Here is a 14,356-nt window from a genome sequence, read left to right on the forward strand (position 1 = left end):
GACACATGGCTAGCCCTTCTTTTACCCACCGTGCAACGGTCGTCATTCTGACGATTTCTGCGATTTTTGTATTGATTGAAATCGGCGGTATAGTTGCTACATTACTTTGGGTAGGCTTGCTTATTTGGTTAATTGGCCAGATTGGTAAATGGGGTGCGTCGCCAACCAAGAAAACCCAGGAAACTAAAATCTCTACGCCCACGTTTGAGGTACAGGCAAGCATTACGCGTGAAGCTGACGGGAATAAACTGCAACAGCTGGCCGTACCCGATAATCTCTGGATAAAGCCAGGCGACACGGTAGAGATTCACGGTTTAAAATTTGAAAGCGGATTTTTATATGTTGGAAAAAGTCTGTCTTCTGTTGGTAGTGCTTATCAAGAAGAGCCAGCGCTCCTCAACCCGAAATATCAAATACAAGACATTCTCGCTGCGGATTACCGGGTAGCCCAATTATCGTATTGGTCCTCTTATGCTCAGGCATCCCCCGAAGCTCGCACTGCTTACCTGCATTGGCTTCTGAAGGGGAAAAATGACCCCGATGCGGATATCGGCTACATATTCCTGTACTACTATGGACTGGAGCGTAGGGCCTTAGCTGACACCGAATCCAGCTCTCAAGCTAAAGCCGAGCTGCCCGCAATTGAACAAGAGGTTCGCCGGCTTCTGTCCCTTTATAATAAAGGTTCATTTCAGCACCATGCCTCCACGTTTTTGGATTATCTGGACAGCGCTAACAACTCAGAAAAAGTTTACTTGCAGGTGCCTCCACAACTTGAACGCAAGCCGCAGGGACTCCCCTTTACCGTGAAACTTGCATTAGGGCAATTGGCACAGGATTCACAGCCAGTTCCTGCTGAATGGGCTTACACTTGGATTATGGCAGAGCCCTCCATCCGGTTACGCACACCGGCTCACCGTTGCGATACAGAGTTCCACACCCTCTTCAAGCATCGCTACCAAGAAAAATTCGGAACCGGACTAAAACTAACTAAAAACAAAACGCGCCTGAAATTGACATATCAGGCAGCCAGCCCCACGTTCTCGAAAAGAAGTTTTACCCGAACGTTGGACCTGCCTGACATTTCTGTCGTAAGCAGCCCATTGAAGCTACTACAGGCCATTGTGGATCAGTGTATGGCCGATCTGGATGCATATAGCCGCTTCTTGGGCCGCAGTCCGGACAAAGCCAACACCTTTGAAGCCCAGCTGGAACTGCCCACCGTTGTATGGCCAGAGCAATACACAAAACAACTTCTGCAAATCAAAACGCTCATTGAAGCAGCTCCGCTTCCGCTTGCTATTCTCTCAGCAAAATTTCGGGCATGGTTCCCTGACTGGAACGATTTTTCAAAACCACGCATGACCCTCTTTGCACAGCGAATTACAGAACTGGGCCTAGCTATGGAGCCGGATCCTCGCTTTGGGGGTGCAGTTTTATCTGAAGCGGGTTATGTGGTTTTGTTTACAGACGATGGCAGCTTTGCCAAGCCTAATCAGCGTTACTTTATTGCGTCACTTTCCTTACATCTGGCTGTATCCGTATCGACCGTAGAGGGTGACCCAGGCGCATCGGAAAAAGAATTGCTTACAACGCAACTGGAGAAATGGTTGCATCTGGAGCCTTCAGAGAAACAACGGCTTCGTGCTCATTTACGATGGTTACTGACGGAGAAGCCCGGGCTCAATGGCATCCAGAAACGTATTGAAATGCTGTCAGCTGAGGCCAAATCGGCACTGGGAAATTTTCTTACAGAAGTGGCGCAAGTTGACAATCAAGTTACCCCGGCAGAAGTCAAAATGCTGGAAAAAATATTCAAGCTGTTGGAATTGGACACGAAGCACCTTTACAGCACTTTGCAGCCGGTCCCTAACGAGCCGGTTACAGTTCGCACATCCACATCGGAACCCAGCGGACATTCCATCCCTAAGCCTCCACAAAGGGCTGGCGGGGTGCTGCAATTGGATATGAGCAAGGTAGCAGCGCTTAAGGCCGAATCAGAAAAAGTTAGCGCAATTTTAGGGGCCATTTTTACCGAGGAGCCTGCCCTAGAAAAGGCTGCCGAAGCCGTGTCGACAGCGAAGATATCCGACAATGCAGAACAAGGGATAATGGGGCTCGATTCGGCGCATTCGGATTTAGTGAAATTGTTGTCCTCTCGAATGGAGTGGTCCCGTATGGAGTTAGAAGAGATTATGACCGATCGCGGGCTGATGTTGGACGGAGCACTCGAACAGATTAATGATGCAGCGTTTGACCATGTAGATATGCCTTTCACCGAAAGTGATGATCCCATTGAAATCAATCAGGACGCAGTGAAGAAGATTTACGCATGACGGCAATTCGTGCCAAAGACCGGGATGCGGTTATTCAATCCTTGCGTGCTGGGGTCGTGCCCCGCATTGGCCAACACCTTATCCAGGTAGGTCGAGCACTGGAAATCGACTCACTTTTGAAGGACATTGACCGCATTGCTGACGGCGGCTCATCCTTTAGGTTGGTCATTGGGGAATACGGGTCAGGTAAAACCTTTTTCTTGAATCTGATCCGAGCCGTTGCACTGGAGAAGAAGCTCGTTACCGTCAATGCGGACTTAAACCCAGATCGCCGTTTGCATGCCACAAACGGGCAGGCTCGTTCCCTCTATGCCGAGTTGATGCGCAATCTGGCAACACGAACTAAACCCGATGGTGGTGCTTTGGCCGGGATTGTGGAAAAGTTTGTTGCCTCAACCATCAACGAAGCCAAGGCGAATGGGGTGAGCACCGAAACAGCGATTCACCAAAAGCTGGAACATCTTTCCGAAATGGTAAATGGCTATGATTTTGCAGCGGTAATCGCGGCTTATTGGCGTGGTTTCGAGGAAAGTAACGAACAGCTCAAAGCTGATGCTATCCGCTGGCTGCGTGGTGAATTTACTACCAAGACAGATGCCAAAGCTGCCTTGGGTGTGCGTACCATTGTGGAAGATGCTTCGTTTTATGATCAGTTGAAACTCATGGCACGGTTCGTTCGTCTAGCTGGCTATTCCGGCTTGCTGGTTAACCTGGACGAGGTGGTCAACTTGTACAAGTTGGCGAATACCCAGGCGCGTAATTCCAATTACGAACAAATTCTGCGCATTCTGAATGATTCGCTGCAGGGTACGGCAGAAGGCTTGGGATTTGTCCTCGGGGGAACGCCAGAGTTCTTGCTTGATACACGTCGCGGGCTGTATAGCTATTCGGCCTTGCAATCCCGCTTGGCAGAAAATACGTTCGCCCGTGAGGGTCTGGTGGACTTATCCGGTCCCGTTATGCGGTTATCGAGGCTTTCACAAGAAGATTTTCTAGTGTTGCTGGACAAACTGCGGCATGTTTATGCCTTTGGGGAGCCATCTCAATATTTGCTACCGAACGAAGCGTTGCCTGCATTTATGGAGCATTGCTACAAACGTATTGGCGAAGTGTATTTCCGTACTCCACGGAAAACGATTACCGCTTTTATAGATTTGTTGGCCGTTTTGGAACAGAACCCAGGTGCGGACTGGATGCGCCTTTTAGACCAGGTAGTCGTGCAACCCGACCAAGGTGATTCGCTTGATTTGATTGAGGAGGCAGCCGCACTTATGCCCGGTTCACAAACGGATGAAGATGGTTTTGCCAATTTCAAACTCTAGCCAAGCGTCCAGCAGCTTTTTCGAGCTGGATGAGCGTATCCAGCGTTGGATATGGGAATCTGGATGGGATGAGCTGAAAGACGCGCAAGAAAAGGCCATTCCGCTTATCCTGGCAGCAAACCAGGATATCATTGTTGCCGCAGCCACAGCTTCGGGCAAAACAGAAGCTGCCTTTCTGCCCATTCTGACCCGATTGCTTCAACAAGACACGCCGGCATGCGTTGTTTACCTCAGCCCCCTTAAAGCGTTGATTAACGACCAATGGGGCCGTTTGGCCGGGCTCTGCGAAACACTGGAGATTCCAGTTACTCCTTGGCATGGCGATATCTCCAATACTCAAAAAAAGCAGTTCCTAAAAAAGCCTCAAGGCTGTCTTTTGATTACGCCTGAATCACTAGAAGCTTTGCTTATGAAACAGGGGCATTCGCTTGCTGGCATTTTCAATGGCTTGATGTACCTGGTAGTCGACGAATTGCATGCTTTTATTGGAACGGAGCGTGGAAAACAGTTGCAATCCTTAAGGATGCTCTGAACAACCCCATCCACCGCGCAGCGGCAGGCGGCGCTGCTTTAAATTTCAAATCAGCCACGCGAAATGCTTAATAAGCGCCTATTCCCGCGCTGTTTTTAGAGTTTTTAGCCCCGTTCAGGCCGCTTTCCTGATTTCCAGGCGCACTCATCCCGGTAGTGCCATCAGTTTGTGCCGCGCCATCCACAGATTGGATAGCGCAAACAGGGTGATGAGCTGGGCCGTATTCTTCTTCAATCCTTTGTAGCGCACCTTGGCGAATCCGAACTGGCGCTTGATCACCCGGAACGGGTGCTCTACCTTGGCGCGGATACCCGCCTTGAGTTTCTCCAACTGGTCGATCAATGCATCAATGGGTTTGTCCTTGTCCAGCGCCCGGCGCTTGCCCGGGCGCATGGCGATGTGCCAGTTGATACTCGCTTTGGCGTCCGGGCGTTTGGCGGCACCCTGGTAACCGGCATCGCCATACACTTCTGTTTCCTCGCCATGCAACAGCCCATTGGCTTCGATCACGTCATGCACATGGCCAGCCGTGCCGCGCACGGTATGCACCAGTCCGGAATCGGCATCCGCACCAATGTGGGCTTTCATGCCGAAGTACCATTGATTGCCTTTTTTGCTGGAATGCATTTCGGGGTCGCGGGTCTTGTCTTTGTTCTTGGTCGAGGTGGGCGCCGGGATCAGGGTGGCGTCCACCACGCTGCCGACTTTGAGCAGCAGGCCTTGCTGGATCAGCAGCTGATTGACGGTGGCGAGAATCTGTTCGGCCAGCTGGTGGTGCTCGAGCCGGTGGCGAAAGCGCAGGATGGTGCTCTCGTCAGGCAGGCGGGCATAGTCTTCGAGTTGGGCAAATTCGCGGTACAGCGGGATGTCGAAGAAGGCTTCTTCCATGCCCGGATCGGACAGGCTGAACCATTGCTGCATGAAGTGGATGCGCAGCATGGTTTCGAGCGGGAACGGCGGACGCCCGTTGTTGCCTTGGGGGTAGTGCGGGGCAATCAGCTTGACCAGCGCTGCCCACGGTACGACGTGTTCCATCTGCTCGAGAAATTCACGCTTGCGCGTGCGCTTGAGACTGAGGTCTAGATTCAGGGTGGTTTGTTTCATGGGCTTAATATTGCCACAATGGACTCGGGTGCGGGGCGCAGAAGTGGGGGTTTTGCAGAGTTTCCTTAATGCATCGCATTGATATTGGTTTGAAACGCAAAGTACCTCGAATAGCGCTGTCCGCCACGCTTGGCGACATGAACCTGGCTGCCGAATTTTTGCGGCCGCACAGTAGCTTTGGCTTTGAGCTTGTAATCAGCAAGGAGAACACTCAGGATCTGAAAGTCATCATCAAAGGCTACTTGGCCTTGCCTGCCAAATCGTCCGACGAGGAAGCTGCTAATCGGGAAGATGCCAAACTTGAGGACATTACGCCTCAAGGGGAACTGGCGATTTGTGACCATTTGTTTAAGACTTTGCGTGGCACGAACAATCTAGTGTTCCCAAACAGCCGAGCCAAAGTGGAGTCCTATTCAGACATGTTGCGCCGCTATTGCGAGCGGGAGGGCCTGCCCAATGAGTTTTGGCCACACCACGGCAGTCTAGCGAAGGAAATTCGTGAGGAAACCGAACAGGCGTTGAAATCCCACGAACGCCCGGCGTCTGCTGTTTGCACCACGACATTGGAGCTGGGCATCGATATTGGCTTGGTGAAAAGTGTCGCGCAAATTGGGCCAGCCCCTTCGGTGGCAAGTTTGCGTCAACGGTTAGGTCGGTCTGGGCGTCGAAAGGGCGAGCCTGCAATTCTACGCTGCTATGCCTTGGAAGCGGAGATCAAACCAGACTCAGGTTTGTCTGACCTGCTAAGAGAGGGCTTACTTCAATCTATTGCGCAAATCCACCTGTTGATTGCTGGCTGGTATGAACCACCGCAAACCAAGGGTATGCATCTTTCCACGCTGATACAACAGGTACTGTCCTTGATTGCCCAATATGGAGGCGTAACTGCGGCCGATGCTTGGCAGGTGCTCTGTGGGTCCGGCCCATTCCATGCGGTGAGCAAGCAAGATTTTCTGGTTTTGTTGCGTGCGTTAGGATCCAAAGATGTGCTCATGCAAACAGATACTGGGTTGCTGTTACATGGTGGATTGGGCGAACGCCTTGTAAACCATTACACCTTCTACGCTGCCTTTTCCTCCGATGCCGAGTTCCGGGTTGTATGTGGAGGAAAGGCATTGGGTACGTTACCGCTCTCGCAACCAGTCGAACCGGGGAGCTATATCATTTTTGCTGGACGCCGATGGCAAGTTGAATTACTCGATGTTGATAAGAAATTCATTCAGGTTATTCCTGCTGCTGGCGGCAAAGTGCCAAAGTTTGATGGTGGCATTGGTCAAGTTGGAGACAAAGTTCGGGAGGAGATGCGGCAGATTCTGGCAAAGGCTGCACCCGTTAATTTCCTGGATCCAGCAGCTTCAGCCTTTCTGGCGGAAGCCCGTTCCCATTTTAACAGGCTGAATCTTGGCTCGACGAAAATTCTCGTTACGGGGAATTCTATACAATTGTTCTTCTGGAGCGGTGATCAGGTGATGAATACAATTGCGCTGATGCTACGGTTCAAAGGGCTTGTAGCCATTAGCGAGGGGCTGTTTGTCAGTATTCAGCATGTTACAACCGCAAAGCTGTCTGAGGTGGTTTCAGCTTTGTTGGCTGAGCCTCCAATCGCTCCAGAAAGGTTAGTTGCCGAAGTCTTGAATAAGCAGCAGGGGAAGTGGGATTGGCTGCTTCCGGATGAGCTGCTTTGCCGCAATTATGCGTCACTTAATTTGAATGTACCTGGGGCGTATCAGGTACTTCTTTCTATGGCGAGTGCTAAATAACGCAGGTAGCGCACATTACCTGATCCAATCCTGAAATGAAAAAAGGCGAAACTCCGTAGAGTTTCGCCTTTGAATGTTAAACCCTGTAATTTAAATCTTTACCGCTAACCTAAATAATCGGTGAGCTTGGCGTTCACTGTAAACGCCAAGCGATTTAAAATTACTGCATGCAGTATCAACACGATATTACACGCCCTAGCGTTTATTGCGCGGTGCCTTTTTTAATGGATTGACGCGCTGCTCAAGCCGCGTTGAACACATCCCTGTAAGCGGTGTAATACGTGATAAATGCAACAGGAAGCATGACCAGAAAACCGAGCATCAGCGGTATTGCCGCCACTACGAACAGGGCGAACACGATCATTCCGTAAACCAGGAAAGGGATCGCATTGGTCCACGTCGCGCGCATGCTGAGCTTCATCGCATCCACCGCACCCATGTTGCGGAATACCACCAGTGCAGGCGCAAACCAGTACGCCATCAACAACGGCACCAGCAGGGCCAGCGCCACCAATACAGCAAGACTGGCGCCGCTGCCGAGCATTTCCGGCGTGACGACATTACCCGCATCCGGGTGCCCCTGCAGCATCAGCGTGACCAGCGCCCCGCCGCCCAGCGCCATCATCACGCCGGCGATCAGGATCAGCCCCACCAGGTAAATGCCACCTATGGTCACCAGCTGCGCGCCATGCGACCTGAAGCCGGCGAACAGATGCCCTATTTCCAGTTCCTCACCCGATTCCATCGCCTTGCATCCGAGCATCAGTCCTGCGGTGAAGGCCGGCGAGATGAGCTGAAACACCACGCTACCGATGCGCGGGATAATCCCCAGCAAACCTGCCAGCAAAAAAATACTGACGGACAACGCAATCCAGATCAGCGGACTTTGCTTGAACAGGCCAAACGCCTGTTTGATCCATAGCCAGCCGTGACCAGCGGGTACGCGACGAAATTCCGGGATGGTTTGCATGGCGTTCACCTGTTGAAAATCAGACCCAAACACGCTGCAGCTGCGACTGTGCGGCTACGCGCTGACGCAAAATGCGTTCGAACTGCCCTGGATCCTTGGCATGAGTGAGCTCGCCCGGGCGCGGAAAGTGCAAGTCATGCAATCGCGACACCCAGAAGCGCAGCGCTGCCGCACGCAGCATCACCGGCCAGGCACCGCGTTCGATCGGCGTAAATGGCCGCACTGCATGATAGGCGCCGAGTAAAGCCAGCATGTGCGCCTCATCCAGCGCACCGTCACCGCTCACGCACCAGTCGTTGACGGCAATCGCCACATCGTAGAGCCATACATCATGGCAGGCAAAATAGAAGTCAATCACCCCGCCCAGGCGTTCGCCGTCAAACAGCACGTTATCGCGGAACAGGTCAGCGTGGACGACACCGCGCGGCAAATCCTGCAAGCGGTGCAGCGCCTGAAAGCGCAACTCGTCGTTCAACAGCCGCGCCGCCTCGGCATCCAGAAATGGCGCAACTTGCTGGGCCGTGGCCTTCCACCATGCGGCGCCACGCGGATTGCTACGCTGGATGGGAAAAGTCTTGCCTGCCAAATGAATATCCGCCAGGGTTTCACCCACCTGAGCGCAATGCGCGATGCCCGGCGTTTCCAATGACTGGCCCGACAGGCATGAGACGATACTGGCCGGCTTGCCATTCAGGCTGGCCAGCAGACTGTCAGCGATATTCGCAACCGGCTGCGGACACGGCACGCCATGCCGCGCCAGGTGATCCATGAGATTGAGAAAATACGGCAGCTCTGCATGTGTCAACTTTTCAAACAGCGTCAATACATAACGGCCATGCGTGGTGGTAAGAAAATAATTGGTGTTTTCAATCCCCGAAGAAATGCCGTTGAGCTCGACCAGCTTGCCGATGGCGTACTGGCTGAGCCAAGCGCTGGCTTCGTCGGGGGTGACGGTGGTGAATACAGACATGGTTACAAGGAGGACAGTGGCCGCCACACAGGCGGCCAGAATTAGAACGTCGAGATTACCACTCGTGCACCACCCACATGGGCGGATGCACGTTTGAACCCAGCCCCTCCTTGCGTGCAAACGTGCCATCGCCCAGTTGGTCAACCAGGTAATAGGGCTTGCCCACGGCAGGCGTGACCTTGATCATGTAGAGCTTGCCGTGGACACGGTATTCCTCGACCTTCTCCTGGCCACGTTTCTTGATGGTGATCTGGGGCGCATCGGCCTCATCCGCGGTCAACCCTGGCGGTGGCGGCGGTACATCCGGCAAAGGCTGCAGGTTTTTTGGACGATCCGCTGCAGCAACAGCAATGGGCAGTCCTATGAGCAAAGCAGCGATGAGGCGGCGCATGATGGCGTCCTTATTCATGTAATTGTTCTGATTTTAGCAGAGCCTGCAACGGCGCCCTACAAATAAAGCTGAATTTCACGTTCCCTGGCCGAAGGCTCGAATCCACGTTTTTCGTAGTGGTCAAAAATCGCGCACACCACGTCTTCGGGCTGATCGATCATTTTGATCAAATCCATATCCGCCGCGTTAATCATGCCTTCGTTCACCAGCGTGGCCTTGAACCAGTCCAGCAATCCGCGCCAGAACGGCTCATGTACCAGAATGATGGGGATTTTGCGGGTCTTGCCGGTCTGCACCAGCGTGAGTGCTTCCATCAGCTCATCCATGGTACCAAAACCGCCGGGCATCACGACGTAAGCCGAGGCGAATTTGACGAACATCACCTTGCGCGCAAAAAAATGCGTAAAGCTCTGCGAGATGTCCTGGTAGGGGTTGTCGTGCTGCTCGTGCGGTAGCTGGATGTTCAGGCCCACGCTGGGCGATTTGCCAAAATAGGCGCCCTTGTTGGCGGCTTCCATAATGCCGGGGCCACCACCCGAGATGACTGAAAAGCCCGCATCCGAGAGTTGGCGCGCGATGCGCTCGGTAAGCGCGTAGTAGGGGTGGTCAGCGGGAGTGCGCGCGCTGCCGAACATGCTCACCGCCGGGCGGATCTCACCCAGGCGTTCGGTGGCCGATACAAACTCTGACATAATCTCGAACATGCGCCAGGATTCGCGCGCGTTGTAGCCCGCATGGGCGGCAAGTTCGGGATCGGCGGGCAGGGGTAATTTCTCTTTTTGCATTTTGGGGTATCGTGGTGACTAAAAAGCTGCTGTTGGTGGACGGGTCGTCTTATCTGTATCGGGCGTTTCACGCGCTGCCGGATATGCGCAACGGCGCCGGTGAACCCACCAGCGCCATTTACGGCGTGCTCAACATGCTGCGCCGGCTGAAAAAGGATATCGCCGCCGATTATAGCGCCTGTGTATTTGACGCCAAAGGCAAAACCTTCCGCGACGACTGGTATCCCGAGTATAAAGCTCACCGGCCGTCCATGCCAGATGACCTGGCGCGCCAGATCGAGCCACTGCACAACGCCATCCGCGCCATGGGCTGGCCGCTGTTGATGATAGACGGTGTAGAGGCCGACGATGTGATCGGCACCCTGGCCAGAATGGCCGAGGCCGAGGGCATGCACAGCATCATCTCCACCGGCGACAAGGACATGGCGCAACTGGTGAACGAGCACGTCACCCTGGTCAATACCATGACCAGCGAAACCCTGGACACGGCCGCGGTACTGGCCAAATTCGGTATTCCGCCGGCGTGCATTGTGGATTATTTGACGCTGGTGGGCGATGCAGTGGACAACGTGCCGGGGGTGGAAAAAGTCGGCCCCAAAACCGCCGTGAAATGGCTCACCGAATACGGCACCCTGGACAATCTCATCGCCCACGCCGATGAGGTGAAAGGTGCCGTGGGCGACAACCTGCGCCGCGCGCTGGACTGGCTGCCCACCGGCCGCAAGCTGATCACCATCCGCACCGATATCACGCTGCCCATGGGTGTGCACGATCTGTTAATGGGGACGCCGGACAAAGCCACACTAAGCGCGCTCTACACCCGCTACGAATTCAAGAGCTGGCTGCGCGATCTGGACAATGGCACGTCCTCCCCTGCCGCCGCTCCCGTCATGGCGGACATGTTCGCCAGCGACACAGCGCCGGCAATCCCCGCGCAGCGTCATTACGACACCCTGCTCAGCCAGGCGCAGCTGGATACCTGGCTGGCCAGGCTCATGGCCGCCCCGCTGGTATGCGTGGATACCGAAACCACCAGCCTCGATCCGCTACAGGCACGCATTGTGGGCCTGTCCTTCGCCATCGAGCCGCACCACGCAGCCTATCTTCCGCTGGCACACGCCGGCCCCGACGCGCCACAACAGCTTGATCGGGACAGCGTGCTGGCGCAGCTCAAACCCTGGCTGGAAGATGCTACCCGCGCCAAGCTCGGCCAGAACCTCAAATACGACATGCACGTGCTCGCCAACCACGGCATCCATCTGGCGGGGGTGGCGCACGACACCCTGCTGCAATCCTACGTGGTGGAATCGCACCAGTCGCGCAACATGGACAGCCTCGCCCTGCGCCACCTGGGGGTAACCACCATCACCTACGCCGAGGTCGCCGGCAAGGGTGCCGGGCAAATCGGCTTTGAGCAGGTGGACGTGGCGCGTGCCGCCGAATACGCTGCCGAGGATGCCGACGTGACACTCCAGCTCCACCAGACTATGTATCCGCGCATCGCCGCCGACGCCAGGCTGGATTATGTATACCGCCAGCTGGAAATGCCGCTGTTGCCCATCCTCTGGCAAATCGAGCGCAGCGGCGTGCTGCTCGACGTTAAATTGCTGGACACGCAGAGCCGCGAACTCGGGCAAAAAATGCTGGCGCTGGAGCAGCAGGCACACACTGCTGCCGGCCAGCCGTTCAACCTCAACTCGCCCAGGCAGATCCAGGAAATCCTGTTCACCCGGCTGGGCTTGCCGGTGATCAAGAAAACCCCCGGCGGTGTGCCTTCCACCGACGAGGACGTACTCACCCAGCTCGCCCTGGATTACCCGCTGCCCAAGCTGTTGCTGGAGTACCGCGGCCTGGCCAAGCTCAAGTCCACCTATACCGACAAGCTGCCGCGCATGATCAACCCCGCCACCGGGCGCGTGCACACCAGCTATTCGCAGGCGGTGGCGGTGACCGGGCGGCTGTCCAGCTCCGACCCCAACCTGCAGAACATCCCGGTCAAAACCGCGGAAGGACGGCGCATCCGCGAAGCCTTCATCGCCGCGCCGGGCAGCTGCATCGTTTCCGCCGACTACTCGCAGATCGAACTGCGCATCATGGCGCACCTCTCCAATGATGCCAGCCTGCTCAAGGCCTTCGCCGAGGACGCCGACATCCATAGCGCCACCGCCGCCGAAATCTTCGGCATGCCCCAGCAGGAGATCGGCCCGGAACAGCGCCGCGTCGCCAAGACCATCAACTTCGGCCTGATCTACGGCATGTCCGCCTTCGGCCTGGCCAGCCAGCTGGGCATCGACCGCACCGCCGCGCAGTCCTACATCGACCGCTACTTCGCCCGCTATCCCGGCGTCGCCGCCTACATGCAGCGCACGCGCGCACAGGCGCGCGAACAGGGCTACGTGGAAACCGTATTCGGCCGCCGCCTGTGGCTGCCGGAAATCCGCAGCACCAACAAACAGCGCCGCGACGGCGCGGAGCGCGCCGCCATCAACGCCCCCATGCAAGGCACCGCCGCCGACCTCATCAAGCTCGCCATGATCGCCGTGCAGGGCTGGCTGGAACGCGAACACCTGCACAGTCGCCTGATCATGCAGGTGCACGACGAACTGGTGCTGGAAGTGCCGGATGCGGAGCTGGAACGCGTGCGCGGCACGTTACCCGGACTGATGTGCGATGTGACCCAACTGGCGGTGCCGCTTAAAGTTGGCCTGGGGGTCGGACGTAACTGGGAAGCCGCGCACTGATCACCAAGGGCACGCCATCCAATCGCCAGGATGCCGATGGCCCATCAAGGCGCTGTTCAGTAACCGTCCAAGTTACCGGGTTGTCCCGATCGTTCATTTCCCGACCTTGAACGGTTGCCTTGGGCGCTGCAAGGGTTTGAAGATACTGTTGATGTCGAGTATGCTTGGCTGGCAAACTTTCTTGCGGTTCCACATTCAACAACTTGGCGATCGTCCATACCCTGGCTGTCGATTTCCGGCTTGCTCTGCGCAATATTCTGCGCCAGCGCAGACGCAGCTTCATCGCAGTCGTTGCGATCGGCTTTGGCGTTATCGCCATGATGCTTTCTGCGGGTTACATTGAGTGGATTTTCTGGGCGAACCGCGAGCGGGTCGCCGTTAACCAGCTCGGCCATATTCAAGTGGCCAGACCCGGGTATCACGAAGACGGCCAGGCAAACCCGTTGGCCTTCCTGCTTCCGGAAAACGCACCTGCATTGAATGTTCTCGAACATATTCCTGGTGTAAAGTCGGTGGCACCACGCCTGGCCTTCAACGGCCTGGTAAGTCATGGCGAAAACACCCTGTCCTTCATTGGCGAGGGCATTGACCCGGCCAAGGATCCGTCGGCTCGCAATCTGGCCATCCTCGACGGGCACGGGTTAAATGCAAATGACCCGAAGGGTATCCTTATGGGCGCCGGACTGGCCGCCAATCTGGGTGTAAAAAAGGGCGACACGGTGGTGTTGCTCGCTAACACGCTATCCGGGGGCATCAATGCCGTTGAGGGACGGGTGCGTGGTTTGGCGTCAACTTCCATGAAGGAATATGACGATACCATGCTACGCGTACCGATCCAGATGGCGCGCACATTGCTGCGCACCAGCGGTTCCCACCTATGGGTTGTGTCGCTGCAGCACACAGAAATGACCGATGAGGTCATGAGACGACTGAATGCTGAACCGGCGCTAAAGAGTTACGAGATCGTGCCATGGACGAAGCTAGCAGACTTCTACAATAAGACTGTCGCGCTGTTTTCCCGCCAGATGGATATAGTCAAGTCCATCATTGCCCTGATCATCATACTCAGCATCAGCAATACCATGACCATGAGCGTAATGGAGCGCACGGTTGAGATTGGCACGGCGATGGCCCTGGGGGTCAGGCGCCAGCGCATCCTCGGCCTATTCCTGATGGAAGGATCGTTGCTGGGTGCAATGGGAGGTGTCTGCGGTGTGATGCTCGGTTATCTGGCGGCCAGCATCATCTCGGCAATCGGCATCCCCATGCCGCCGGCGCCAGGCATGTCGCGCGGGTTCACTGCCGCAATCATGATCACGCCCACCATCATCTGGGAAGCCTTGCTGCTGGCTTTAACAACCACCCTCATCGCCAGCATCTATCCGGCCTGGCGTGCATCGCGGCTGGTCATTGTCGATGCGTTGCGCCACAACCGCTGAGGAACT

The 14,356-nt window shown here is 55.4% G+C and carries 11 protein-coding genes; 6 read left to right on the top strand and 5 right to left on the bottom strand.

Annotation, left to right across the window (positions count from 1 at the left end):
- The first annotated feature begins 5 nt into the window (after positions 1–5).
- From GZH91_RS15590 to GZH91_RS15600, 3 genes are read left to right on the top strand one after another with little or no spacing between them, the layout of a single operon-like run.
- Complete coding sequence (locus GZH91_RS15590) at positions 6–2,336, top strand: tellurite resistance TerB family protein (RefSeq protein ID WP_147075160.1); 2,331 nt, start codon at positions 6–8, stop codon at positions 2,334–2,336.
- Complete coding sequence (locus tag GZH91_RS15595; protein WP_147075161.1) at positions 2,333–3,658, top strand: ATP-binding protein; 1,326 nt, start codon at positions 2,333–2,335, stop codon at positions 3,656–3,658. Before GZH91_RS15590 ends, GZH91_RS15595 begins: the two co-directional genes overlap by 4 nt.
- Entirely contained in the window at positions 3,627–4,190 is a 564-nt protein-coding gene (locus GZH91_RS15600) for a DEAD/DEAH box helicase (protein WP_198415334.1), read from the top strand. Before GZH91_RS15595 ends, GZH91_RS15600 begins: the two co-directional genes overlap by 32 nt.
- Positions 4,191–4,334: 144 nt before the next feature.
- Here GZH91_RS15600 and GZH91_RS15605 read toward each other — a convergent pair whose 3' ends face one another.
- Entirely contained in the window at positions 4,335–5,294 is a 960-nt protein-coding gene (locus tag GZH91_RS15605; protein ID WP_161984272.1) for an IS5 family transposase, read from the bottom strand.
- A 68-nt stretch (positions 5,295–5,362) separates the two neighbouring features.
- Between GZH91_RS15605 and GZH91_RS15610 the strand changes: the two genes are divergently transcribed.
- A complete protein-coding gene (locus GZH91_RS15610; RefSeq protein WP_161984299.1) occupies positions 5,363–7,054 on the top strand; it encodes a helicase-related protein in 1,692 nt (563 codons plus the stop codon).
- Between the two features lie 241 nt (positions 7,055–7,295).
- On the opposite strand, the gene GZH91_RS15615 is transcribed toward GZH91_RS15610, so the two are convergent.
- The 4 genes from GZH91_RS15615 to GZH91_RS15630 are packed head-to-tail and all read right to left on the bottom strand — an operon-like array spanning position 7,296 to position 10,170.
- Positions 7,296–8,024, bottom strand: coding sequence for a BPSS1780 family membrane protein (locus GZH91_RS15615; RefSeq protein ID WP_147074269.1), 729 nt, complete (start codon positions 8,022–8,024; stop codon positions 7,296–7,298).
- A gap of 19 nt (positions 8,025–8,043) precedes the next feature.
- Positions 8,044–8,994, bottom strand: a complete 951-nt coding sequence (locus GZH91_RS15620; protein WP_147074267.1) for a homoserine kinase — start codon at positions 8,992–8,994, stop codon at positions 8,044–8,046.
- 55 nt (positions 8,995–9,049) lie between these two features.
- On the bottom strand, positions 9,050–9,403 hold the full coding sequence (locus tag GZH91_RS15625) for a DUF2782 domain-containing protein (protein WP_307723886.1): 354 nt from the start codon (positions 9,401–9,403) through the stop codon (positions 9,050–9,052).
- A gap of 38 nt (positions 9,404–9,441) precedes the next feature.
- Positions 9,442–10,170 (bottom strand): LOG family protein, encoded by a 729-nt coding sequence (locus GZH91_RS15630; RefSeq protein WP_147074265.1) that lies wholly within the window; start codon positions 10,168–10,170, stop codon positions 9,442–9,444.
- A gap of 11 nt (positions 10,171–10,181) precedes the next feature.
- Here GZH91_RS15630 and polA point away from each other — a divergent pair, with 11 nt between their 5' ends.
- A complete protein-coding gene (gene polA, locus GZH91_RS15635; protein WP_147074263.1) occupies positions 10,182–12,911 on the top strand; it encodes a DNA polymerase I in 2,730 nt (909 codons plus the stop codon).
- Positions 12,912–13,075: 164 nt separating this feature from the next.
- Entirely contained in the window at positions 13,076–14,350 is a 1,275-nt protein-coding gene (locus GZH91_RS15640) for an ABC transporter permease (protein WP_223264595.1), read from the top strand.
- Positions 14,351–14,356: the final 6 nt, after the last annotated feature.

Source organism: Sulfuriferula plumbiphila (genome assembly GCF_009938015.1).
Taxonomy (GTDB): Bacteria; Pseudomonadota; Gammaproteobacteria; order Burkholderiales; family Sulfuriferulaceae; genus Sulfuriferula; species Sulfuriferula plumbiphila.